This window comes from Rhizobium sp. 01T417 (assembly GCF_056398905.1).
In genome coordinates this window covers 19,198-41,482 of the sequence record NZ_JBFTQH010000016.1, presented here as the reverse complement: position 1 = coordinate 41,482, position 22,285 = coordinate 19,198, and the positions used below count along the sequence as shown (strand labels likewise).

At 60.0% G+C, this 22,285-nt stretch carries 24 protein-coding genes; 17 read left to right on the top strand and 7 right to left on the bottom strand.

Features of this window, described 5'->3' with window-relative positions; translation table 11 throughout:
* Positions 1-21 precede the first annotated feature (21 nt).
* Positions 22-1,638 (top strand): citramalate synthase, encoded by a 1,617-nt coding sequence (gene cimA / locus AC1DPR_RS17025; RefSeq protein ID WP_018857398.1) that lies wholly within the window; start codon positions 22-24, stop codon positions 1,636-1,638.
* A gap of 3 nt (positions 1,639-1,641) precedes the next feature.
* Here cimA and AC1DPR_RS17020 read toward each other — a convergent pair whose 3' ends face one another.
* Positions 1,642-2,508, bottom strand: coding sequence for a protein-L-isoaspartate O-methyltransferase family protein (locus AC1DPR_RS17020; protein ID WP_477816802.1), 867 nt, complete (start codon positions 2,506-2,508; stop codon positions 1,642-1,644).
* Positions 2,509-2,613: 105 nt separating this feature from the next.
* Here AC1DPR_RS17020 and rarD point away from each other — a divergent pair, with 105 nt between their 5' ends.
* On the top strand, positions 2,614-3,528 hold the full coding sequence (gene rarD, locus AC1DPR_RS17015) for an EamA family transporter RarD (protein ID WP_018857400.1): 915 nt from the start codon (positions 2,614-2,616) through the stop codon (positions 3,526-3,528).
* A 9-nt stretch (positions 3,529-3,537) separates the two neighbouring features.
* Here rarD and AC1DPR_RS17010 read toward each other — a convergent pair whose 3' ends face one another.
* Positions 3,538-4,164 (bottom strand): LOG family protein, encoded by a 627-nt coding sequence (locus AC1DPR_RS17010; RefSeq protein WP_026371809.1) that lies wholly within the window; start codon positions 4,162-4,164, stop codon positions 3,538-3,540.
* A 155-nt stretch (positions 4,165-4,319) separates the two neighbouring features.
* On the opposite strand from AC1DPR_RS17010, the gene AC1DPR_RS17005 reads away from it, so the two are divergent.
* The 6 genes from AC1DPR_RS17005 to AC1DPR_RS16980 all read left to right on the top strand — a co-directional run bounded on the left by AC1DPR_RS17005 (position 4,320) and on the right by AC1DPR_RS16980 (position 12,385).
* Entirely contained in the window at positions 4,320-6,272 is a 1,953-nt protein-coding gene (locus AC1DPR_RS17005) for a LysM peptidoglycan-binding domain-containing protein (protein ID WP_477816801.1), read from the top strand.
* A 203-nt stretch (positions 6,273-6,475) separates the two neighbouring features.
* Positions 6,476-8,353, top strand: coding sequence for an ABCB family ABC transporter ATP-binding protein/permease (locus AC1DPR_RS17000; RefSeq protein WP_113470700.1), 1,878 nt, complete (start codon positions 6,476-6,478; stop codon positions 8,351-8,353).
* Between the two features lie 241 nt (positions 8,354-8,594).
* Positions 8,595-9,293, top strand: a complete 699-nt coding sequence (locus AC1DPR_RS16995; RefSeq protein WP_025659847.1) for a phosphatidylserine decarboxylase — start codon at positions 8,595-8,597, stop codon at positions 9,291-9,293.
* 13 nt (positions 9,294-9,306) lie between these two features.
* Positions 9,307-10,155 carry a CDP-diacylglycerol--serine O-phosphatidyltransferase gene (gene pssA, locus AC1DPR_RS16990; RefSeq protein ID WP_018857405.1) on the top strand — a complete coding sequence of 283 codons (849 nt, stop codon included), beginning with the start codon at positions 9,307-9,309 and terminating at the stop codon, positions 10,153-10,155.
* 162 nt (positions 10,156-10,317) lie between these two features.
* A complete protein-coding gene (locus AC1DPR_RS16985) occupies positions 10,318-10,458 on the top strand; it encodes a hypothetical protein (RefSeq protein WP_007531226.1) in 141 nt (46 codons plus the stop codon).
* A 157-nt stretch (positions 10,459-10,615) separates the two neighbouring features.
* Entirely contained in the window at positions 10,616-12,385 is a 1,770-nt protein-coding gene (locus AC1DPR_RS16980) for an adenylate/guanylate cyclase domain-containing protein (protein ID WP_477816800.1), read from the top strand.
* Here AC1DPR_RS16980 and AC1DPR_RS16975 read toward each other — a convergent pair.
* Genes AC1DPR_RS16975 through AC1DPR_RS16965 form a run of 3 tightly spaced genes read right to left on the bottom strand, consistent with a single transcriptional unit; the run spans position 12,382 to position 14,175 of the window.
* Positions 12,382-13,005, bottom strand: coding sequence for a LysE/ArgO family amino acid transporter (locus AC1DPR_RS16975; RefSeq protein ID WP_113470698.1), 624 nt, complete (start codon positions 13,003-13,005; stop codon positions 12,382-12,384). The two genes, AC1DPR_RS16980 and AC1DPR_RS16975, sit on opposite strands and share 4 nt — an antisense overlap.
* 38 nt (positions 13,006-13,043) lie before the next feature.
* Positions 13,044-13,808: an SOS response-associated peptidase gene (locus AC1DPR_RS16970; protein ID WP_113470697.1), complete on the bottom strand. Its 765-nt coding sequence runs from the start codon at positions 13,806-13,808 to the stop codon at positions 13,044-13,046.
* 46 nt (positions 13,809-13,854) lie between these two features.
* The gene (locus tag AC1DPR_RS16965; protein WP_018857410.1) at positions 13,855-14,175 is read right to left on the bottom strand and encodes a YnfA family protein; all 321 of its coding nucleotides are present in this window, start codon (positions 14,173-14,175) and stop codon (positions 13,855-13,857) included.
* Between the two features lie 88 nt (positions 14,176-14,263).
* Between AC1DPR_RS16965 and AC1DPR_RS16960 the strand changes: the two genes are divergently transcribed.
* The 8 genes from AC1DPR_RS16960 (at position 14,264) to AC1DPR_RS16925 (ending at position 18,937) form a co-directional block, all read left to right on the top strand.
* On the top strand, positions 14,264-14,683 hold the full coding sequence (locus AC1DPR_RS16960; protein ID WP_113470696.1) for an NUDIX domain-containing protein: 420 nt from the start codon (positions 14,264-14,266) through the stop codon (positions 14,681-14,683).
* Positions 14,684-14,743: 60 nt separating this feature from the next.
* Entirely contained in the window at positions 14,744-15,175 is a 432-nt protein-coding gene (locus AC1DPR_RS16955) for a TIGR02301 family protein (RefSeq protein ID WP_113470695.1), read from the top strand.
* A gap of 100 nt (positions 15,176-15,275) precedes the next feature.
* Positions 15,276-15,533, top strand: a complete 258-nt coding sequence (locus AC1DPR_RS16950; RefSeq protein ID WP_018857413.1) for a hypothetical protein — start codon at positions 15,276-15,278, stop codon at positions 15,531-15,533.
* A 17-nt stretch (positions 15,534-15,550) separates the two neighbouring features.
* A complete protein-coding gene (locus AC1DPR_RS16945; protein WP_018857414.1) occupies positions 15,551-16,297 on the top strand; it encodes a glycoside hydrolase family 12 protein in 747 nt (248 codons plus the stop codon).
* Between the two features lie 61 nt (positions 16,298-16,358).
* Positions 16,359-17,192 (top strand): CAF17-like 4Fe-4S cluster assembly/insertion protein YgfZ, encoded by an 834-nt coding sequence (ygfZ, locus tag AC1DPR_RS16940; protein ID WP_018857415.1) that lies wholly within the window; start codon positions 16,359-16,361, stop codon positions 17,190-17,192.
* Complete coding sequence (locus tag AC1DPR_RS16935; RefSeq protein WP_113470693.1) at positions 17,189-17,794, top strand: HD domain-containing protein; 606 nt, start codon at positions 17,189-17,191, stop codon at positions 17,792-17,794. Before ygfZ ends, AC1DPR_RS16935 begins: the two co-directional genes overlap by 4 nt.
* A complete protein-coding gene (locus tag AC1DPR_RS16930) occupies positions 17,791-18,327 on the top strand; it encodes a tyrosine phosphatase family protein (protein WP_477816799.1) in 537 nt (178 codons plus the stop codon). Before AC1DPR_RS16935 ends, AC1DPR_RS16930 begins: the two co-directional genes overlap by 4 nt.
* A 34-nt stretch (positions 18,328-18,361) precedes the next feature.
* A complete protein-coding gene (locus tag AC1DPR_RS16925; protein WP_113470691.1) occupies positions 18,362-18,937 on the top strand; it encodes a hypothetical protein in 576 nt (191 codons plus the stop codon).
* 13 nt (positions 18,938-18,950) lie between these two features.
* On the opposite strand, the gene AC1DPR_RS16920 is transcribed toward AC1DPR_RS16925, so the two are convergent.
* Together AC1DPR_RS16920 and AC1DPR_RS16915 are read right to left on the bottom strand one after the other, a co-directional pair.
* Positions 18,951-19,466, bottom strand: a complete 516-nt coding sequence (locus AC1DPR_RS16920) for a superoxide dismutase family protein (RefSeq protein WP_113470690.1) — start codon at positions 19,464-19,466, stop codon at positions 18,951-18,953.
* A gap of 117 nt (positions 19,467-19,583) precedes the next feature.
* The gene (locus tag AC1DPR_RS16915) at positions 19,584-19,901 is read right to left on the bottom strand and encodes a hypothetical protein (RefSeq protein WP_018857420.1); all 318 of its coding nucleotides are present in this window, start codon (positions 19,899-19,901) and stop codon (positions 19,584-19,586) included.
* 454 nt (positions 19,902-20,355) lie between these two features.
* Here AC1DPR_RS16915 and AC1DPR_RS16910 point away from each other — a divergent pair, with 454 nt between their 5' ends.
* On the top strand, positions 20,356-22,227 hold the full coding sequence (locus tag AC1DPR_RS16910) for a putative bifunctional diguanylate cyclase/phosphodiesterase (RefSeq protein WP_477816798.1): 1,872 nt from the start codon (positions 20,356-20,358) through the stop codon (positions 22,225-22,227).
* Positions 22,228-22,285 lie beyond the last annotated feature (58 nt).

Below are 22,285 nucleotides of genomic sequence, written 5' to 3'. Positions count from 1 at the left end.
AAGGCCGACAGGACGACCATCATGACACGCGAAAAGATCTACCTCTTCGACACGACGCTCCGCGACGGGCAGCAGACGCCCGGCATCGACTTCTCCGTCGAGGACAAGATTGCGATCGCGAGCATGCTGGATGAGTTCGGCCTTGATTATGTCGAAGGCGGATATCCCGGCGCCAATCCGACGGACTCCGCCTTCTTCAGCGAGAAGCGCACGACACGGGCCCGCTTCGTCGCCTTCGGAATGACGAAGCGAGCCGGCATCTCGGCCTCAAATGATCCGGGCCTCGCAGCCCTCCTGCAGGCTGAGAGCGACGCGATCTGTTTCGTTGCCAAGAGCTGGGACTACCATGTGAAGGTCGCGCTCGGCTGCACCAACGAGGAAAATCTCGAAAGCATCGCCGAGAGCGTCAAGACCGCCGTTGCCGCCGGTAAGGAGGCAATGGTCGACTGCGAACATTTCTTCGACGGCTACAAGGCAAACCCCGCCTATGCCATCGCCTGTGCAAAGACGGCCTATGACTCCGGCGCGCGCTGGGTCGTTCTCTGCGACACCAACGGCGGCACGCAGCCGCCGGAAATCCGCGCGATCGTCGAGGCGCTGATCGTGGCGGGCGTTCCCGGGCACTGTCTCGGGATCCATGCGCATAACGATACCGGTCAGGCGGTGGCCAATTCGCTCGCAGCCGTGGAGGCAGGCGTTCGCCAGATCCAGGGCACCTTGAACGGGATCGGCGAGCGCTGCGGCAATGCCAATCTCGTGACGCTGATCCCGACACTGGCGCTGAAGGAAACCTATTCCCATCGCTTCGAGACGGCGATCGACAGTGAACGGCTGACCAACCTGACGCGCCTGTCGCATGCATTTGACGAACTTCTGAACCGCTCGCCGGACCACCAGATGCCCTATGTCGGCGCTTCGGCCTTCGCGACCAAGGCCGGCATCCATGCCTCCGCGCTGCTCAAGGATCCCCGCACCTACGAGCACGTGACGCCTGATAGCGTCGGCAATTTCCGCAAGGTCATGGTCTCCGACCAGGGCGGCAAGGCGAATTTCATCAACGCTTTGAAGCGCCGCGGCATCGAGGTCGGCAAGGATGATCCGAAACTCGACCGCCTGATTGCGCTGGTCAAGGAGCGGGAGGCTTCCGGTTACGCCTACGAGGGCGCCGACGCGAGCTTCGAACTATTGGCGCGCCGCACCCTCGGAACCATCCCGGAATTCTTCTCGATCGAGGGCTTCCGCGTCATGGTTGAGCGCCGCTTCGATTCCCATGGCCGCGTGAAGATCGTCTCGGAAGCGGTCGTGAAGATCGTCATCGAGGGGCAGACGATCATGTCGGTTGCCGAAGGCGACGGCCCGGTCAACGCGCTCGACCTCGCGCTGCGCAAGGATTTCGGGAAGTATCAGCATGAGATCGACGATCTGGTGCTGGCCGACTTCAAGGTGCGTATTCTCAATGGCGGCACCGAGGCCATCACCCGCGTTCTCATCGAATCCACCGATAGCGACGGCGTGCGCTGGTGGACGGTCGGCGTGTCCGAGAACATCATCGATGCGTCGTTCCAGGCGCTTGTTGACTCGGTCATCTACAAGCTGATGAAGAACCGGCAATTGGCGGGCAAGATCGCGGCGGAGTAGCCGTCAGCGGCTGTAGACAAGGCCCCAATCCTTCTCCGAATACCATTCGTCGCCCTGTCGCTCGGTTTTCCAGCGCAGGGCGCAAACATGTTGCATCCCGCCGCGGCCGAACGAGGCTTCAAGCCGTCTGTAGCTGTCAAATCCGCCGGATACGGCCTCCGCCCAAACGAAAGCCACCGGGCACAGAAACTCCACCGCGTAAGCATCGTCTTCACGGCGAAAAAGGAAAAAGCCGGCATAGGAAGCCAATCCCGTCGGCCCCGTGGCATCGACGTCGGGAACGCCGAGCGGAAAGATTAGCCGACCACCGATCGACAGGTGCTCCACCCAGGGATCGGCGGGACGGTGAACCGCAAAATTGACGTAGACGGCATTGGTCGGTTCGCGTGGCCACTCCACCCCGTTGCCATGGACGACCTTCACATTTGGATAGTCCCGAAGATTGGCCTCAGCGCGCGCCGCCAGTTCCCCGTCGAACTCCACGGCAATCACGCAACCCTCGGCGCCAACGAGCAGGGACATGATCGCTGTATAATAGCCGCTGCCGGCGCCCACATGACAGACCATGTCGCCGCGCCGGAGCGCCAGCTTGTGTATTCCCCGGGCGTGTAGGCTCGGGCTGCCGTTGTTGACGTGCCGCTTGTGCTGAAGCGCAAACAACGCATCCTGATAGACGACGGAGGCATCGCCCGAGGGAACATCGACGTAGCCGCACCAACCTGCCATCCTCCACGGTGGCGGCCCCAGAAAGCGCTCGCGCGGGACAGTCGCGTAGGCCTGCAACAACGCATCGTCGTCCTGAATGCCTTCCTTCGTAAGCACCCGTGATGCATATGCTCTGCGACACTGCGCAAGAGCTTCGTCGTCCATATCCTTCACCATCGCGATGGCCGGCAATATTCACCGAAATGAATTGGCCTATTCACGTCCGTTAAGTTAAGCGGCTCATAACGAGAACAAATATGGAAACACTCGATGTCTGCTAATGCAAGCGCCGCGATTGCCAAAAACGAAGACAGTCCCCGTGGCTTCGCCTTTGCGCTGGTAGCCTATCTTCTGTGGGGTTTCCTACCGATCTACATGAAGGCCGTCGCTCATATCTCGCCGGCCGAGGTCATTGCTCATCGAATTCTCTGGTCCTTGCCCCTGGCAGGTCTGGTGCTCATCGTTCTCGGCCGCACCCAGGATATCCGGATAGCCCTGCGGTCACCGCGGATGCTGGCCATGGCAGCGCTCACGGCAGCGCTGATCACCGTCAACTGGGGTACCTATGTCTGGGCGATCGGCGCCGGCCATTCGCTCGATGCGGCGCTCGGCTATTTCATCAACCCGCTATTCAGCATCCTACTCGGCTCCGTGCTATTGAAGGAGCGGCTGCACCCCATTCAGATCGGAGCGATTGCGTTGGCTGGACTTGCAGTCGTCGTGCTGGCGCTCGATAGCGGCGGTGTTCCATGGGTGTCGCTGACGCTGACGATTTCCTGGGGGCTTTACGCTCTGTTTCGCAAGACGTTGCCGCTCGGCCCGAACCAGGGTTTCTTTCTCGAAGTGCTGATCCTCAGCATCCCGGCGTTTTTCTACATTCTCTATCTCGAACTCGGCAGCGGGGAAGGACACTTCTTTCGCACCGGCGGGGCCGATACGGCCCTGCTGCTCGGTTGCGGCGTCGTTACCGCCGTACCGCTGATGATCTACGCCAACGGCGCCAAGCTGCTGCGGCTTTCGACCATCGGCATCATGCAATACATCGCGCCGACGATGATCTTCCTGATTGCGATCTTCGTGTTCCACGAACCTCTCGGCACCGCACGCATGATCGCCTTCCCACTGATCTGGGCGGGACTCTTCCTCTACAGCTGGGCGATGGTCAAAGGGAACCGGGAGCGCTAACTCCCGGCCCTACATCTTCGAAATAACGGCGTCCTCGCCGTCACTGTCGACCGAAGCAATTTCAGCCGCCTGCGCCATGATGCCAGGGATGATCTCGGATATGTCGTCGATGACGAGCGGCTGAACGCGATGGGCGGTGTGGACGAAGCCTTCGTCCGTCATGTGGCGCATGAGCTCCATCATCGGGTCCCAGAAGCCGTTGACGTTGGCAAAGACCATCGGCTTCTCGTGACGGCCGAGCTGCGCCCAGGTCATGATCTCGACGATTTCTTCGAGCGTGCCGATGCCGCCCGGCAGCGCGACGAACGCATCAGAGCGCTCGAACATCGCATGTTTGCGGGTATGCATGTTAGGCGTTACAATCAGTTCATTGAGCTGGCCGAGGGAATGGCGAGTAGCCTCCATGTCGATCAGGAACTCGGGAATGATCCCGGTCACCTGGCCCCCGTTCGAAAGCACGCCGCTCGCGACAGCCCCCATGATGCCCTTGGTGCCTCCGCCATAGACGAGGCGCAGGCCGTAGTCCGCGATTTCCTTACCCAGCGCACGGCCGGCCGCCATATGGCGAGGATCGCTGCCCGGTCGCGAGCCGCAGTAAACACAAATGGAGCGAATGGAATGAGATTGATCTGTCATAGGGGCAAACAACTATTCTCTCTGCCTCCAGTCAAGAAAAATGACGGAAAAGCTGCGTCGTACTATTGCCTTACCGCTTTGACTGCTTGTGCAAAGCAGCGGGAATCGCTAGCAATTTTAGTAAGTCCGGCAAGATTGCCGCCTGGGGAGACGTGATGATGAGAAACCGTGCCGGCTTGCTGGCCCTTGCAGTGCTTGTAATCGCAATTCTATTGATGGTCTTTTTTGTCATGCCCCGCATCGGCGGAGACGCCGCCAAAGTTGGTGATGCAATTAACCAGGCCGGCTCCGAAGTAAAGAAAACAGTCACCGAAACCGCCAAGACATCGCGCCCTTCAGTTCCCGACGATGCAGAGACCACGCAGAAAGTCGGTCGGCTTGCTTCGGAGGCGGGCCAATCCATCTCCGAACTTAAGGCGCTCTTTGCAGACGGCAAGGGTCCGACACAGGAAGTTTTCGAGACAGCCAAGTCGAAGGCGACGACCTCACTGCAGGCACTTGCGGACTTTGCGATTCCTGATGGCACGAACCCGGTCACGGCTGCCGCCGCCACCAAGGCAAAAGACGGTGCAGCCAAGGCGCTGACGATCGTCAAGGCGCTACCGGAGAATATTGCCGATGCGGCAACGGCGATCGCAAAAGCCGAAGCGGCGCTGACAGGCTCCCCGGAGCCGGCCAGCGAACCGTCGGTCGCGGCCTCGCCTGCGGAAAACGCCAACGAGCTCCCCACTTTCGACGTGCTGCGCGTAGAACCGGATGGCTCTACGGTCATCGCCGGTTCGGCAGTACCGAACAGCAAGCTTGAAATCCTGGATGGGGACAAGGTCGTAACGACGACGGACGTCGGCCCGACTGGCGATTTCGTTGCGGTGCTCGATAATCCGCTCTCCGCCGGCGACCACCAGCTCGTCCTGCGAGCCACCGGCAAGGATGGCAAAGCTTCGACATCGGAAGAAGTTGCGACCGTATCCGTTCCCACGGATGGCAAGAACTCCGAACTGCTGGCGATGGTCTCCAAGCCGGGCACCGCCAGCCGCGTCATAACCGCGCCCAAGCCGGATACTCAGGTCGCCTCCAATGGCAGTACTGCTCCGAGTTCGTCGGATGCCGCGAGCGCGCCGGCTGGTGCAGGTCCGACGACGGCTAACGATGTCATGGTCAGCGCCGTCGAGATCGAAGGCGACAAGATCTTTGTCGCAGGCATGGCGAAGGCCTCGGCGAACGTCGTCGCCTATGCCGACGACCAGCTGATCGGCAAAGCGAAGGCCGGTCCCGACGGTCATTTTGTTGTCGATGGCGTGATGCCGCTTTCGGTCGGCGATCACAAGATTCGCGTCGATGTTCTCAATGACGCCGGTAAGGTCGCCGTTCGCGCGTCGGTGAATTTCAACCGCCCGGAAGGAAATCAGGTCACGGTTGCCGCGCAGAGCGTGAAGCCTAACGGCGGAAGCGCGGCGGGGACCGTGCCACTGGATGAAGGTACGCTCGGAAAGCTGAAGAATGATGCCGCCAAGGCCTTCTCCCTGCTCAACGGGCTCTTCGCCGACGGCAAGATACCGGGAGTGGAAGAGCTCGCGGCTGCCCGCTCTGCCACCGAGTTCGCCCTGCGTGCCATCGTGGAATTCCGCACCGCGGCCGATGCCACAGCCGACGTTAGGCAGCAGGCTTCGACCACAGCCCAGGCCGCAGCCGATGCCCTGAGCATGCTGCAGGCTCTGCCAAAGGATGCGAAATCCGTCGGCGATGCGCTGGGCAAGCTCGGCGCCGACATCGCCCAGCTGACCGCTCCTTCCACTGCACCGGCCGCGCCGAATGCACCTGCGACCAACGAGATCGCTGGAGACCAGGGCGGTCCGACGACGATCGAGCAGGCGCCGCTCGCACCGAGCAACGAGACTGTCATTATCCGCCGCGGCGATACGCTCTGGCAGATATCGCGGCGCGTCTATGGTGCGGGCGTTCGCTACACGACGATCTATGTCGCCAACGAGGACAAGATCACAAACCCGGACCGCATCTTGCCGGGACAGATCTTCGGCCTTCCCAAGGATGCCCTGCCGAACGCGGAAGAGCTTCACCGCAAGCGGCTGTCGGGCGAACACCTCTAAGGCGATCCCATCTTGATAGAGCGGCCGGACGGATATCACGTCCGGCCGCTCTTTTCCTGCGGCACCCATTTGTTGTATTGGTCCCGCCAACCCCTGTGTGGTGGTGACGACGATCATGTCCGGCGAGCCCCTTTCGGCATTTCCGCGGCTCCCAAATTTGTCGGCAACGCAGCGCCATCAGCGCCTTTCGGCGGGAGATTCGCATGGCAAACGACAAGACAGTCTCTGATTCCAACCTCCTGCGGACGCTGTTCAATCTGTGGCCATACATGTGGCCAACAGGTCGCCCGGATCTCAAGATGCGGGTCGTCTGGGCTTCGGTTTACCTCCTCGTTTCCAAGTTCGTACTGCTGCTCGTCCCCTATTTCTTCAAGTGGTCGACCGATGCGCTGAACGGGAAGATGGACCTCGCCGGCAAGCTGCCGGACCTGCTTGTCGGCGCGACGGCGTTGGTCATTGCCTACAACCTCACCCGCCTCATCCAGCTCGGTCTGAACCAGTTGCGCGACGCGCTCTTTGCCAGCGTCGGGCAGCATGCTGTCCGGCAATTGGCCTACAAGACCTTCGTGCACATGCATGAACTGTCGTTGCGCTTTCATCTCGAACGCAAGACGGGTGGACTTTCGCGTGTCATCGAGCGTGGCACCAAAGGGATCGAGACCATCGTGCGGTTTACGATCCTCAACTCCGTGCCGACGCTGATCGAATTTTTGCTGACGGCCATCATCTTCTGGTGGGGCTACGGCTTTTCCTATCTCGCCGTCACCGCGTTCACCGTCTGGGCCTATATCTGGTTCACGATCCGCGCCAGCGACTGGCGCATCGCGATCCGCCGGGCGATGAACGACAGCGATACCGACGCCAATACCAAGGCTATCGACTCCCTCCTCAACTTCGAGACGGTCAAGTATTTCGGCAACGAGGAGATGGAGGCCCGGCGCTTCGACAGGTCGATCGAACGCTACGAGAAGGCGGCCACGGATGTCTGGACCTCGCTCGGCTGGCTCAACTTCGGCCAGGGCGTGATTTTTGGCCTGGGCACGACGGTGATGCTCATCCTGTCGGCCCTTGCCGTCCAACGTGGCGAGCAGACGGTCGGCGACTTCGTCTTCGTCAACGCCATGCTGCTGCAGCTTTCCGTTCCCTTGAACTTCATCGGCTTTGTCTATCGTGAAATTCGCCAGGGGTTGACGGATATCGAGCAGATGTTCGATCTCCTCGAAGTCAAGGCTGAAGTGATGGATGCGCCCGAGGCGGCGCCTTTGGATATCAGGCAAGGTGCCATCTCCTTCAAGGATGTGCACTTTTCCTATGACCCTGCCCGTCCGATCCTAAAAGGTATCTCCTTTGAAGTGCCTGCGGGCAAGACGGTCGCCGTGGTTGGTCCGTCGGGCGCCGGTAAATCGACCTTGTCGCGCTTGCTCTATCGTTTCTATGACATTCAAAGCGGTTCGGTCTCGGTCGATGGCCAGGACATCCGGACAGTGACCCAGAAGAGCCTGCGATCGGTCATCGGGATGGTCCCGCAAGACACCGTCCTTTTCAACGATACGGTTGCCTACAACATCCGCTACGGGCGTCCATCGGCTACTGATGCAGAGGTCAAGGCAGCAGCCGAGATCGCCCAGATCGCTCACTTCATCGATCTGTTGCCCGAGGGCTTTGATACCAAGGTTGGCGAGCGTGGCCTGAAACTCTCCGGCGGTGAGAAACAGCGCGTTGCGATCGCCCGAACGGTCCTAAAGGCGCCGCCGATTCTGATCCTCGACGAGGCAACATCGGCCCTCGACACCACCACCGAGCGCGATATCCAGACCGCACTCGATGTCGTATCCAAGAACCGCACAACGCTCGTCATCGCCCACCGGCTGTCAACGGTTATCGGCGCGGACGAAATCATCGTTCTGAAAAGCGGCGAGATTGCTGAACGCGGCACCCACACCGCACTTCTCCAGAAAAATGGCCTATATGCCTCGATGTGGAACCGCCAGCGCGAGGCCACGCAGGCCGAAGAGCATCTGAAGCAGGTCCGCGAGAGCGATGACATGGGGGTTGTGAACAGGCTTGCTCCGGCGAGCTAGCCTGAATGGACGGCATTTGAGCTGCTTTGCTGTTCAGAAGCCCGTCATAGATGTGTGGTCAAGGAGCCGCAGCATTGCCCCAGCTGCGGTTTCCCTGTAACCAGCGATGAGAAAAGAGCGTCAAAGCACAACGCGATCTTTCAGATTCGCTTGTTGCGCTTTAGTTCTTTGTTTTCACGCATGTCTTTGGCCCGAAACCGGTTGCCGCTTTCGGGAGACATGCTTTAGGAGCGCGGCATAAATGAGCTTGTTCAATACGGTACGCAACACGATCGTTCCGGTGCACAAGGAAGGTTATCCCTTCATCGCCGCCTTCTTCGTCGCCTCGCTCATTCTGGGCTGGATCTTCAAGCCGCTGTTCTGGATCGGGCTGATCCTGACGCTGTGGTGCGCCTATTTCTTCCGTGATCCCGAGAGAATGACGCCGCAGGATGACGATCTCGTCATCTCGCCGGCCGATGGCAAAGTGTCGTCGGTCCAGATGGTCGTACCGCCCGCCGAACTGAATCTCGGCAGCGAGCCGATGCTGCGCATCTCGGTGTTCATGAACGTCTTCAACTGCCATGTGAACCGCTCCCCGGTGCGCGGGCGGATCGTCAGCGTCAACTACCGGTCGGGCAGCTTCGTGAATGCCGAACTCGACAAGGCAAGCGAAGACAACGAACGCAACGGTCTTGTCATCGAAACCTCGCACGGCCAGATCGGGGTCGTTCAGATCGCCGGCCTCGTTGCTCGGCGTATCCTTTGCTGGGCCAATACCGGCGAGCCTCTGGATGCCGGCGAACGCTTCGGCCTGATTCGCTTCGGTTCGCGCCTTGATGTATTTCTCCCGGCCGGCGCAGCGCCCCGGGTGACGCTCGGCCAGACGGCAATTGCCGGAGAAACCGTGCTGGCCGAATTCGGCTCCACCAAGGGCCCGGTCGTCAGCCGTCGAAGCTAGACTGGAGCGCGACATGGAAACGCCCTTCCCGCCTTTCGAGCCCAACGGTCCGCCTGACGATTCGGGCCGCGGACCACGGCTTCGCGAGATCCCGCTTCGCCTTATCATTCCAAATCTCATCACGATCCTGGCGATCTGTGCCGGCCTCACCGGCATCCGCCTTGCATTCGAGAACCGGTACGAGCTTGCGGTCGGCATGGTGCTTCTCGCCGCATTCCTCGATGGGATCGACGGCCGCGTTGCCCGCCTGATGAAGGCGACGTCGAAGTTCGGCGCGCAGATGGATTCGCTGGCTGATATCGTGAATTTCGGCGTCGCGCCCGCGCTTGTCGTCTATGTCTTTGCACTGGATCAGGCTCGCTCCATCGGCTGGATCGCCGCCCTGATCTACTCCATTGCGGCGGGCCTTCGTCTGGCTCGCTTCAACGTCATGGCCGAGCGCGAGAACAAGGCAACCTGGCAGTCGGAGTATTTCGTCGGCGTACCCGCGCCAGCCGGAGCAATGCTGGTGCTGCTCCCTGTCTATCTCGGCTTCCTTGGGCTGACGACCGATCGCACTTTCGCTTATTTTTCATCCGTTTATACGGTTCTGATCGCGTTCCTGCTCATTAGCCGCCTTCCTGTCTGGTCGGGCAAGTCCGAGGGCAGCAGGCTGCGGCGTGATCTGGTGCTGCCGGTCATGCTCGGGGTCGTTCTCTACGTGGCGCTACTGTCGAGCTTCACATGGGAAGTCATGGTCGTGACCGCCGTCATCTACCTGCTGACGCTGCCGTTCGGCGCGCGCAAGTGGAAGCGGAAATACGGCACGCTGACCATCGAGGAACCGGGTGTCGGCGAGGACGATATCGGCCGTCACATCTGACATTTTTCAACTCTCCTTTGCCGAAGAATGCCTGACTCAAGCCTCGCGAAATATGCATTGGATACACAATTCCTGATAAGCGGCGCCTCGATTTTGTCGCTATTACACGCAAAAGAGCAATAAATATAAGAGTCTAGGGACAGCACACGTGAGGAGAGTATTGTGACCCCGAAGAAGACAAGCGTCGAACAGCCGGCGAAGTCCGACCTCAGCGCCAACTACCGCCCGCTCGGCCTGAAGGCCGTTCTTGCGGCCGCCCTGATGCTCAAGAGCAAGCCACCGCTCGTCAAGAAGATTGCCTAGGGCGAGGCAAATGCCGCGCTGTCGATGGGACCGACAGCGCCAAGATCATGCCCTTGCCTCCATGCTTCATTGAAAATCCAACGCGCGTCCTCATCCCGCGCGACGTGGTTGAACCGAACTGCTAGGATACACGTCCATAGGCCAGTTCGGAGGCGATATGACCGACGTCCAGACAAATCGCAAGCTCAGTGCGATCCTTGTCGCTGATGTCGTTGGCTATTCGCGGATGATGGCAAAGGATGAGGCAGGCACGCTTGCCGCGTTGAAGCATCACCGGCTGTCTGTCAATCCTGAGGTCGAGAACCACAACGGCCGCGTCATCAAGCTTGTTGGCGACGGCGCTCTCGTCGAGTTTGGCAGCGCCGTTGATGCGGTCAAGTTCGCGCTTTCGGTGCAACGCACCGCCGCCGCTTCGGGCAACGACGCCTCCCATCCAGGAATCACGCTGCGCATCGGGATCAATCTCGGCGATGTCGTTATCGATGGTGACGATATTTATGGTGACGGCGTAAACATTGCCGCGCGTCTGGAACCGCTGGCGGAACCCGGCGGTGTCTGCATCGCATCGAGCGTCAGGGAGAACATCGTAGGCCGCGTCGACGCGGAATTCGAGGACGGTGGCGACGTCCAACTCAGGAACATCGATCGGCCAGTCCGGATCTGGAAATGGCAGCCGGACGCTCACCCAAGCCCTACCAGTGCTCTCTTGCAAAAGGCAAAAGACAACCTCCGGCCGTCGCTGGCCGTGCTTCCCTTCCAGAATATGAGCGGCGATGTCCAGCAGGAGTATTTCGCCGATGGCGTTGTCGAAGACATGATCACGGCGCTCAGTCGTTTCCGCTCCTTCGCGGTGATCGCCCGCAACTCCTCCTTTATCTACAAGGGCCGCGCGATCGATGTGCGCCAGGTCGCTCGCGAGCTTGGCGTACGCTACGTGCTGGAAGGCAGCGTGCGGCGCGCCGGTAACCGCTTGCGCATTACCGCACAGCTCGTCGAAGGCGCGACCGGTGCGCACCTGTGGGCAGAGCACTACGATGGCTCTGCGGAAGAAATTTTTGATTTCCAGGATCGCATCACTGAGAGCGTCGTCTCGATTGTTGAGCCCCAGATCAAGTCTGCCGAGATCGCGCTTTCACGAAGGGAGCGGCCAGAGAGCATTGAAGCCTATGATTTCTACCTTCAGACCATGGGAAGCTTCTACTCCGACATGCCAGAGCGGAACGACGCCTCCCTCGCCCTGATCAACAAGGCAATCGCCCTCGAGCCTAACAACGCGACCTATCTTGCGACGGCAGTCGGGTTGCTCATGCAACGCGGCACTCTGGGCTGGAAGCTGCCGGGGGTCGAGGATCAGCGAGCACTCTGCGAGAACTACATCGAGCGGGCGCTTGTGCATGGCCACGGCGACGCGTCCGTCGTGGGGATCTGCGGCAATACTCTGATGCAGTACCTGAAGCAGTACGATCGAGGTTTCGAGTTGGTCTGCCAGGCCGTTGCCTTCAACCCCAACAACCTCGACGTCGTCAATTATGCGGGCGTCGCGAACCTCCATTGCGGCAGTCTCGATGAGGCCGTCACATATTTCCTGCGCGCCGAACAACTGAGTCCAAACAGCCTTGGTGCTCATTGGAACCTTACCGGGCTGGCTCATGTCGAAATGGTCCGCGGGAACTATGAAGAGGCTCTGGCCTGGGGGCGCAAATCCATGGCGGCGAATGCCTATTACGGTCCGTGCTTCTGGATGATGATTGCGGCCAATGCAAAACTCGGACGCATGGACGAAGCGCGGCGGCACCTTGCGGGTCTGCTTGCATTCTCGCCCGGCGTCACAGTCGCCCGCATCCGCGCCGGCCAAGCCGCCAAGAACCCTAACCGGATCGAACCGATCCTCACAGGGTTGGCGCTCGCCGGCATGCCGGAAGCCTAGGCCGGGTGGAAGAAGCGGACCAGCAGACTGATCGCCAGCAGCCCCATGACAATGCCGATGATGACATCGAGAACCCGCCAGGCTGCGGGTTTTGCAAAAACCGGCTGCAACAGACGAGCGCCGTAGCCTAGGCCGAAAAACCAGATGAACGACGCCGTCGCGGCACCGACACCGTAGGCGATGCGGTCTGCACCGCTATAGGGCGCGGACAGGCTGCCAATCAGAACGACCATGTCCAGATAGACGTGCGGGTTCAGAAAGGTAAAGGCTAGGCAAGACGCGACTGCAGCCTTCAGACCCAGTGTCTGCGGAGAACCCGCCTGCATCGCGCCGGGATGGAGAGCGCGACGGAATGCCAGAACGGCATACGAACCGAGAAAAATTGCCCCACCTAGCGTCACAGCCGAGATGAGAGTCGGCGACTGGGCAACAAGCGTTCCCAGCCCGGCAACGCCGGCTGCGATCAGCACTGCATCCGATACGGCGCAGATCAGGCACAGGATGAAGACGTGTGAGCGCAGCAGGCCCTGGCGCAGAATGAACGCGTTCTGTGCACCAATGGCGATAATGAGCGACGCACCAAGGAAGAAGCCGGAAAGCGCGGCAGAAATGGAGATCATGTGATTTTCCGGAAGAATTATGCGGTGGGATTATCAGATTAGAAGAAGCTGAGCTGGCCGTCATCCGGCTTTTTCTTTTCAGGCGGCGACGGCAGCTTATCAACAGCCACCTTGTCCTGGAGGTCGGACCCCATATTGGTCACTTTGTTGACCTTGTCGGAGACGGGGATCGCCTCGAAAAAATCTTCTTCGACCGGCTTCATCAAGTCGGCGACGTCCCGTGGCTCCTGTGTCTTGCAATCCAGCCAGCGCGAAAAGTCTTCCGGCTTGATGACGACGGGCATGCGGTCATGGATCGGAGCGATGGCGGCATTTGCCGCGGTCGTCAGGATCGCACCGGTGTCGACTTCCGAACCGTCTGCGGACGACCATGTTTCCATCAGGCCGGCGAACGCCACAATGCCGCCGCGGCGCGGCCTGATCCAATAGGTCTGGGACTTCTCGCCCCTCTCCTTGCCGGGGCGATGCCATTCATAGAAGCCGGAGCCTGGCACGAGCACGCGCCGATGGCGCATCGCCGCACGAAACGACGCCTTGCCGATCGCCGTTTCGGCGCGGGCATTGATCAACAGCGGAAATTGCTTGGGATCCTTCACCCATCCCGGCGTAAAGCCCCATCGTACGAGCACCGCGCGCCGCTCCGGGAGGTTGCTGCCCTTCTCCCGCGTTTCATCCGAAACGACGACGAGGATGGGCTGGGTCGGCGCAATGTTGTAACGCGCGGGAAAGTCCTCGAGATCCATGATCCCCAGAACTTCCTTCAATTCCTCCGGGGATATCGTCAGGGCATAACGTCCACACATTCGGATGTCTTTGCACTCCGTCCGGCGACGGTCAAGGCTAGCCGCCTCAGCCGCGCGGTGCGAGTAGGATGATTGCCGAGCCGCAAAGGCAGACGAGCGCGCCACCAATGTCCCAGCGGTCGGGCACACGGTTCTCGACGATCCACAGCCACATCAGAGAAGCCACGATATAGATGCCGCCATAGGCAGCGAAGGTGCGGCCGGCGGCCTCACTCGGCACGAAAGTGAGGAGCCATGCAAATAGCGCGAGGGACACCATACCGGGCGCCAGCCACCAGACGGGCTTTGCCATTCTCAGCCAGGCCCAGAAGGTGAAGCAGCCGGCAATCTCGAAAACAGCTGCTGCAGTATAAATGATATAAGTCACGAGAGCTCCATCGAATCGCCGCGTTCAATATCCGGCGGAACGATGGCTGCGCCAAGCACATCCCAACAGAGACCAACGCGGCAACCCCATGAGTTCCATTCCGAAGGCGGCCTCCTCGGCCATCCTCCAGCGCGGCAACCGGTTCCTCCTCGTGCTTCGGCGCAATCCGCCGGCGGCCGACATGTATGCGTTTCCGGGAGGACGGGCCGAACCGGGCGAAATGCCAGAGGAAACGGCGTTGCGCGAGTTGGAGGAGGAGACCGGCATAAAAGCTCGCAACCCTCACCTCTTCGCTACATACGATTTGAAGACGCACGCCCCTGACGGCGCGGTCGTCAACCACTTCTTTCTTTCCGTATTTCGGGTCGAGGCCGACGAGACGGCCATCGGCCTTTCGGCCGACGACGCCGCCGATATCGGCTGGTTCACCGTTGAGGAGATCCGCCGGTTACCCGTGCCTCAAAGCGTGCTTGAATGTGCCGAGCGCCTGGCGTCCGGCAGCGAATAAGCAGGTGGAAACTCAAGCAAGCGCCTTGTTCCCGTCACTGTCAGGGTATCAACTATCAACATGATTCCCGTTCGACGCGCGTTCCTGTTTCTTGCATTGTGCGCAAGCGCCGCCCTACCCGCCCCTGTATGGGCACAGGGTACGACGCCGCCAGTGTTGCCAGAGCAGAGTGCGCCAAAAGCGGTCACCGTGCCATACGACGAAAAGCTATCGCGGCTTGCCGAAGTGTTGGGCTCGGTTCACTACCTGAGGACTTTGTGCAAGGCGGAAAACAGTAGCGAGTGGCGAGGGCGCATGCAGCAACTGCTTGATTCAGAAGCCAGGGACGAGCCGCAGCGCAAGGAACAGCTGACCGCGGCTTTCAATCGCGGATACCGCGCTTTCGCGTCTGTTTACACGGATTGCACGCAGGCAGCCATCGTGGCAGAAGAGCGATACCGTGCCGAAGGTGCAACACTCGCCACAGAAATAACATCAAGGTTCGGAAATTAACGGTTAATTAACCTCTTTTCACTGGCGGCCGTGTCGTTTTGGGAAAAGGCTGATAAGGTCGTTAACTAGGCAGTAAGGCATGCAGTTTGAGGAAATGACAATGGAACCAAGCCTCAATGACATCGACGACATGATCGTTCATGAGAAGACTCAGGCGGCTTTGGAGTACCATAACGAAGCCTGGGCTGATGGCATGGCCGACGGAATCGAACCCGAGATCATCGCCGATACAGCAATCATCCACGCGCTACGGGAAACCATTCGCCTCCATGGCGAGAATAGTGCCGAAGCGCTTCTGGATTCCTTGCGCGAGCGCATGCTTGCCGGCGAGTTTTCTCCGAACCGCACCCTGCAATAACGATCACAGAGAGTTTGATGCATTCCGCTAGGGACAATGCTTCGCGGCCCGCGATCGCGCCGCTTTTGCTTGCAATCGGCCTTAGCGCCAGTAGCTTTCTGACCGGGACTTCGGCCCTGGCACTCTCAGAGCTGCAGAAGACCCCAGGACAGGTTGAACAAAGCGCTCCTGGCCAAGGCGGCGACAAGCCAGCCCCCTCCCCAACCTCACCCGGCGTTCCGATGCCCGACCCGCTGGTCAATTCGCAGGCCGGCCAAAGCAACGACAAGACGCCCGGCGCCGAGGACAGCTCGAAGCCAGTCGAAGTCATCTACGATATCAGCAAGGTCCCCGAGCCCGTTCGAAAGATGCGGGAGCAGATCGTCGAGGCTGCCGCTTCGGGCGATCTCGAGCGGCTGCGCCCCCTGCTCGGCACCGGCGCCACTCAGACACAGGTGACGGTCGGAGAGCCGACGGACGACCCCATCAGCGCGCTCAAGGATCTTTCGGGCGATCCGGAGGGCGATGAGATCCTGGCGATCCTGCTTGATGTCATTTCCACCGGCTTCGTTCATGTCGGCCAGGGCACACCGGACGAAATGTTTGTCTGGCCCTATTTCGCCGAGAAGGACCTGAAGGCTCTGACTCCCCCCGAGCGAGTGGAATTGCTGCGCATCGTTACGGCCGGCGACCTGTCCGACATGCAGGAGTTCGGCGGTTATAATTTCTATCGATTGGGCATCACCCCCGACGGCAAATGGAAGTACTTCACCGCCGGCGACTGAGGCTTGCGATCCCCTCACCGAAGACATACTTCTGAGCGATAACGAACGCGACAGGTGCGCCATGCCAGCCGTATTTCTGAAGAACCGCTCGCTTATACGGGTGAGCGGTCCGGAGGCCCAATCCTTTCTGCAGAACCTGATCACGACCGATCTTGCCGCGCTCGCAGCGGATGAAGCACGGCCGGGCGCGCTGTTGACGCCGCAGGGCAAAATCCTGTTCGATTTCATGATCTGGCAGGACGGCGATGGGTTCATCATCGATACGGACGATGATCAGCGGGATGCGCTGCTTAAGCGACTGGGGATGTACAAGCTCAGAGCCGCCGTCGACCTTTCGCCTGCCGGCGAGGGCGTCACGGTTTCTTGGGACGGCGCAAATACGGGTCCAGCCGATAGCCGCTTTGCCAAAGCTGGCGTGGCGCTCGTCCGCCAGGCGGGGCAGCACGGTGCCAATGACCGCGAAATCTATGACGCATTGCGCATCGCGAGCGGCGTTGCCGTATCCGGGCAGGACTATGCGCTGCAGGATGCCTTCCCGCACGATGTCCTGATGGACTTCAACGGCGGCCTCTCCTTCAAGAAGGGCTGCTATGTCGGCCAGGAGGTCGTCTCGCGCATGCAGCATCGCGGCACGGCGCGCCGCCGTGTCGTCACCGTGAAAGCCGAGACGGCGCTGCCGCCCTCCGGGACGGAGATCACCGCCGGGGGCAAGCCGGTCGGCACGCTCGGATCGGTCGTCGGAAAAGGCGGCCTCGCGATCGTTCGCATCGACCGTGCCGGTGAGGCCATTGCGACAGCGACGCCTCTATTGGCAGGAGAGACGGCCGTCATTCTCGAACTACCCGCCTGGACAGGGCTGACGTTCCCGTCGACGGCGGACGAGGCCAGCGCGTGACGACAAAGGCGCCGCGCGCGTGGCAGCGCATGCTCTCGGGCCGCCGGCTTGATCTGCTCGACCCCTCTCCTCTCGACGTCGAGGTGAGCGATATTGCGCATGGGCTTGCGCGCGTTGCCCGCTGGAACGGGCAGACCTCGGGAGATCACGCCTTCTCCGTCGCCCAGCATTGCCTTGTCGTGGAGGATATTTTCCGCCACCTCAACGAGGCGACAGCCGATCAGCGCCTGATGGCGCTGCTGCATGATGCGCCGGAGTATGTCATCGGCGACATGATCTCGCCGTTCAAGTCGGTCGTCGGCGGCGGATACAAGGCCGTCGAAAAGCGGTTGGAAGCGGCCGTCCACCTTCGGTTTGGCCTGCCGCCCCACCCTACGCGCGAACTCAAGGAGAAGATCAAGAAGGCTGACACCATCGCTGCGTATTTCGAGGCAACTCAGCTTGCCGGGTTTACGTCCATTGAGGCAAAGAAATTCTTCGGCCAGCCGCGCGGAATCACAAAAGACATGTTGCTGATGACGCCACTGCCGGCAGTCGAGGCGCAGCGCCTGTTTTGCGAGCGCTTCGAGACAATTGAGGCCATGCGGAGCAGCAAAGCATGACTGTCATCATTGTCGCTCCGCTTGCCCGGATCGCCGAAATGGCAGTCCGGCATGGCGCCCGTGAGATGATCAGCCTGATGGCGAAGGAACAGGCTTTCCACCGGCCTGCCGTGATTCAGGCGCACCGGCATCTTCTCCTCCATATGAACGACATCGCGTTCAAGGGAACCGGTAACCTTGTCACGCCGGATGAAACGCATGCGCGGGAGATCATCGGTTTTGCCCGCGAGTGGGATCGCGCTGCGCCACTCTTGATCCACTGTTGGATGGGCGTCTCCCGGTCGCCGGCGGCGGCCTTGATTACCGCCCTTTCCGTGTCGCCGGAGCAGGAGGATGCGGCGCTCGTTCGCCGGCTGCGCACTGCATCGCCTTTTGCCACGCCGAATGCGCGGCTGATCCAGATCGGCGATGACCTGCTCGGCCGCGGAGGGCGGCTGGTCGATGCGGTTCGAACGATCGGCCGTGGCGCGGACGCGGATGGAAACGCACCTTTCACACTGGCTTTTGACGAGCCGACCGCTGGAACGTTTTGAGTCGATACCGGTTATCCCTCGAGGAGGTCGATCGATGTCGCTGCAGAATTATCGCGATACGTTTGTGCGATGCTTGGCTACACTCAGGAGCCTGACAAGCGCGCGCGACGAATATGCGTGGTTCCGGTGGCAAGCGATCTATCTCACACGTGATCGATTTTCCTACTTCTTTCGCGGCGATCTGGATGGTGTCAAAGTCCGCTTCCTCGGCCAACAGATAGATTTGACCACCGGCGCCACCAGCTCGGTTCCGATACGTTCGATTGCGCTGTACGGGGCAACATTCGGCCTGAATGAGGCAATCACTGCTTATCGCGGGCCTCAGAAGTCTGTTATCGACGTTGCGCATGCCTTCAGCGAAAAAGGCGCTGCAGATTACCAGGCCGAGTTCTTCTATGTCAGGATGCGGCTGCTCTACTCGGCCGATGACAGCCGCACGGGTTTCGGCACCGATCCCAGACTGCGTGAAAACACGAATATCATATTCGTCGGGCTGGAAGATCACGCGACGGCCGACCTGCTCGAAACAAGTCGCATCGGGCAATGGGTCGCGACGGATAGGCCGGTTGCATCAAGCGAGTGGTATGCGGAGCGATACTACTATCACTGACCGGAAAGACTGCCTACTTGATGACGCCGCAGGCAAGGCGCTCACCCGCATCGCCTGCAGGTTGGCTGCGATAGTCATCAGAATTGGCATGAACGATCAGCGCTCGGCCGCGGACGCCATCAGTCTTGCCGTCGAGTGTGACCATGCCGTCAAACACCTGCGCTCGCAGAACGCCATCCTGATCAACATACTGGTTGGGCATGTCGCCGGCATGGGGTCCCATTGCGGACAGCAGGCCGTGCTCGGCATTGGTCGGATTGAAGTGCTTTCCGGCTGACTCGTGATGGCCGGCCGCATCGCAACTGCCGGTCTCGTGGACATGGAATGCGACCCATTTGTTGGCAGGCAGCCCAGCCACTTCGACTTCGATCAATACGCCGCCATTTGCCGCCGCCGTTAGCGTGGCCCGACCGCTTGCCTTTCCATCACGCCCGATAAAGTCCGCAGTGGCCGTTTGCTTGTCCTGAGCCATCGCAGCGGAGGAAACGGCCAAGAGCGTCAGAGCCGCGAACGAGAGGATTGTTTTCATTGGAGCTTCCTTTGCATCGTCGTTTCCGAACGCGCGAGGCACGAAGCAGTTCCCAAAACGGCGGCAACGAAAAAGCAGGCTCTGAGGCCTGCTTCGCAAATTCAGCGCACCACGTGATCAGGCGACAGTGTCGAGATCATACTGACCGTATGTGCTCTTATACAGATCGTAAGAGGCGTTCTGCTGGGACTGCGGATAGAAATTACGGCTACCCGTTTCACTTGCAGCCATCATGAAGGCAAGCACGCCATCCGAGAGCTTTGGTGCAAAGTCCTGAGCATTGCTCCCTTCTGAGCCCAACTGCTTCAGAATGCCCGGCTTGTCATCAGCCGCCCGCTCGCCACGGCTCAGCACGCCGTCGCCATTTGTGTCCAATCGCGACAGGGTCGCGAGATACGCATAGGATGTATCACTAACCGATGAAACTTGGCTCATACAAACCTCCATTCACCGCTGTTTCGGTGATGTTTGTACGCAATACGAAATGGGAAAATCTAAGACTAAACGGTCGTTAAACTGATTTGCGCACTGCGTCAATAAGCTGTTAACACGCCATTAACCATGATTGACAAAGTGTGATTTCAGCGCATCAGCCGCGCGCGGTCTGGGCTCAAATCGCCACATTTCCAGGCAGTTCGTGACCAGCAGTCAAATATAATGCCAGCAATATATTCGTTTGCGTTGCAATAGAATTTTAATGCGACCGATGGATTATCTTCGCCACGTCAGCATAGGGGCCGGTCGAATTTGAGATTGCCTAGACGATAATTTTGGATTGTTTCAGAAGGTCTTTTCATGTCTGGCGCGCCGCGTCGAAACTGCAGGCTGGCAGCACGCTCACAGGGCTCCGCTCACCCTCCCCTCGCTCCCGAAACAAAGATTGCCGAAAATGGACGCTGAAGCCCTTTTCCGGCAACAGTGCACGACCGCCGTCAATGAGGATGGCTCTGCCAACGCTGAGCGCCTGATGAATCTTGTCGTCGAAACATATCGACTGCAGGCAGGAAAGAAGCGCGCCGCGGAAGACCATTCTCACCTTCTGAGCGAAGAAAACACCACGCTTAAAGGCGGCCTCGTTGCCGCGAAAGAAGATCTCGCGGAACAGCAACGCCTGTTCGGGATCGTTCTCGACAACCTGCCGCAAGGTCTGAGTGTCTTCGACGCTGAGCAGCGATTGATCGTCTGCAACACGCGCTTCCGACAAGTTTTCGGCTTCAGCGTCGAAGCTGCCTCTCCCGGCGCCTCGCTGAAAACACTCATCTCGATGATCCGCGGCACCGAGCGGATCGAGAAAAAGGTCTCCCGTCTGCGCGCCGCCACCGAAGGTGGACACATCCGCCACCGCGAATGGATCATGGAAGACGGGCGCACCATCCAGAGCGTCATCACCGTCCTCCCCGATGGCAGCAACATTTCCATTCATGCGGACGTTACCGAAGACCGAAAGGCGGCCGAGCGCATAGCTTATCTCGCTCATCACGACCCGCTGACCGGACTGCCGACCCGCATCAGCCTCAGGGAGCGCATCGACGCCGCGTTGGCCGCCTGTAAGCCGGACGAGCAGATTGCCCTTGTGCACCTTAATCTTGACCGCTTCAAATCGATCAATAACACCCTCGGCGTTTTGGCCGGTGACAAGATCCTGCGGCAGGTGGCTGAGCGCATCCGCATGTCGGCAGGCGGTAATGTGCTGGCGCGCCTCGGCTCGGACGAATTCGCGATTCTTCAATCCGGACGGCAGCAGCCATGGAACGTCACGGCTCTGGCCGACCAGATTCGCCGCGAACTCTCGGAGCCGTTCTTTCGTGGAGACAAGGCCGTTGAACTCAGCGTGTCGATGGGGATCGCAATCAGTCCGCAGGACGGAATTGAAACGGACACCCTGCTGAAACACGCCGGCGTCGCACTGTCGCATGCCAAGTGCAGCGGTGGAAAGGGCGAGCGCTTCTTCACGGCCGAAATGGAAGCGCAGATCAAAGCACGGCATACACTGGAAGCGGATTTGCGCAAGGCGATCGAACGCGAGGAGTTCGAGCTTCACTATCAACCGCTCTATGACCTCGGCCAACAGAAGATCTGCGGTTTCGAGGCGCTTCTGCGATGGAACCACCCGACGCGCGGACGGGTGCCGCCCATGGAGTTCATTCCCCTTGCCGAGGAGGTTGGCCTCGTGGTCGATATCGGACGCTGGGTCATACGCCGCGCCTGCCGCGATGCCATGGATTGGCCAGAAGATATCAAGGTTGCGGTCAACGTATCGGCGATCCAGTTTACGAACAGTGATTTGCCGAGCGATGTCGCCGCGTCGCTGGCCGAAGCGGGGCTGCCAGCTAACCGTTTAGAAATCGAGATCACCGAAAGCGTGCTGATGGAAAACCTCGATGAGGCCCTGCCTGTACTGCACGCGCTCAAGCAGAGCGGCATCCGGATCGGCATGGACGACTTCGGCACCGGCTATTCGTCGCTGAGCTATCTCCGACGGTTCCCCTTCGACAAGATCAAGATCGACAAGTCGTTCGTCAACGGTATCGTTGAAGACAAAGAAGCCTTTGCGATCATGCGTGCCATCATCCTTCTCGGCGATGCGCTCGGCATGCGCGTGACCGTGGAAGGCGTCGAAACGGCCGAGCAGTTGGCCATGCTCCAGCGCGAAGCCTGCGATGAAATCCAGGGCTACCATATCAGCCCGCCACGGCCGGCCGGGGACGTACCTTACCTGTTGGCTTGGCCGCAGGCGCACCCGAGCGCCCGCGCCAGCTAGTACGCTCTTCGTTGCGACTCGTGGTTCCTGCGTTTATGGAAGGACACCCTCTTCCCAC

Excerpts from the sequence above, each read along its gene's own strand:
- AC1DPR_RS16930 (WP_477816799.1), top strand. The coding sequence starts at position 17,791 with ATGACTGTCATCATTGTCGCTCCGCTTGCCCGGATCGCCGAAATGGCA.
- AC1DPR_RS16945 (WP_018857414.1), top strand. The coding sequence starts at position 15,551 with ATGCATTCCGCTAGGGACAATGCTTCGCGGCCCGCGATCGCGCCGCTT.
- pssA (WP_018857405.1), top strand. The coding sequence starts at position 9,307 with ATGGAAACGCCCTTCCCGCCTTTCGAGCCCAACGGTCCGCCTGACGAT.
- AC1DPR_RS16925 (WP_113470691.1), top strand. The coding sequence starts at position 18,362 with ATGTCGCTGCAGAATTATCGCGATACGTTTGTGCGATGCTTGGCTACA.
- cimA (WP_018857398.1), top strand. The coding sequence starts at position 22 with ATGACACGCGAAAAGATCTACCTCTTCGACACGACGCTCCGCGACGGG.
- AC1DPR_RS17005 (WP_477816801.1), top strand. The coding sequence starts at position 4,320 with ATGATGAGAAACCGTGCCGGCTTGCTGGCCCTTGCAGTGCTTGTAATC.
- AC1DPR_RS17020 (WP_477816802.1), bottom strand. The coding sequence starts at position 2,508 with ATGGACGACGAAGCTCTTGCGCAGTGTCGCAGAGCATATGCATCACGG.
- AC1DPR_RS16995 (WP_025659847.1), top strand. The coding sequence starts at position 8,595 with ATGAGCTTGTTCAATACGGTACGCAACACGATCGTTCCGGTGCACAAG.
- AC1DPR_RS17000 (WP_113470700.1), top strand. The coding sequence starts at position 6,476 with ATGGCAAACGACAAGACAGTCTCTGATTCCAACCTCCTGCGGACGCTG.
- rarD (WP_018857400.1), top strand. The coding sequence starts at position 2,614 with ATGTCTGCTAATGCAAGCGCCGCGATTGCCAAAAACGAAGACAGTCCC.
- ygfZ (WP_018857415.1), top strand. The coding sequence starts at position 16,359 with ATGCCAGCCGTATTTCTGAAGAACCGCTCGCTTATACGGGTGAGCGGT.
- AC1DPR_RS16920 (WP_113470690.1), bottom strand. The coding sequence starts at position 19,466 with ATGAAAACAATCCTCTCGTTCGCGGCTCTGACGCTCTTGGCCGTTTCC.
- AC1DPR_RS16960 (WP_113470696.1), top strand. The coding sequence starts at position 14,264 with ATGAGTTCCATTCCGAAGGCGGCCTCCTCGGCCATCCTCCAGCGCGGC.
- AC1DPR_RS17010 (WP_026371809.1), bottom strand. The coding sequence starts at position 4,164 with ATGACAGATCAATCTCATTCCATTCGCTCCATTTGTGTTTACTGCGGC.
- AC1DPR_RS16915 (WP_018857420.1), bottom strand. The coding sequence starts at position 19,901 with ATGAGCCAAGTTTCATCGGTTAGTGATACATCCTATGCGTATCTCGCG.
- AC1DPR_RS16950 (WP_018857413.1), top strand. The coding sequence starts at position 15,276 with ATGGAACCAAGCCTCAATGACATCGACGACATGATCGTTCATGAGAAG.
- AC1DPR_RS16955 (WP_113470695.1), top strand. The coding sequence starts at position 14,744 with ATGATTCCCGTTCGACGCGCGTTCCTGTTTCTTGCATTGTGCGCAAGC.
- AC1DPR_RS16980 (WP_477816800.1), top strand. The coding sequence starts at position 10,616 with ATGACCGACGTCCAGACAAATCGCAAGCTCAGTGCGATCCTTGTCGCT.
- AC1DPR_RS16910 (WP_477816798.1), top strand. The coding sequence starts at position 20,356 with ATGGACGCTGAAGCCCTTTTCCGGCAACAGTGCACGACCGCCGTCAAT.
- AC1DPR_RS16975 (WP_113470698.1), bottom strand. The coding sequence starts at position 13,005 with ATGATCTCCATTTCTGCCGCGCTTTCCGGCTTCTTCCTTGGTGCGTCG.
- AC1DPR_RS16970 (WP_113470697.1), bottom strand. The coding sequence starts at position 13,808 with ATGTGTGGACGTTATGCCCTGACGATATCCCCGGAGGAATTGAAGGAA.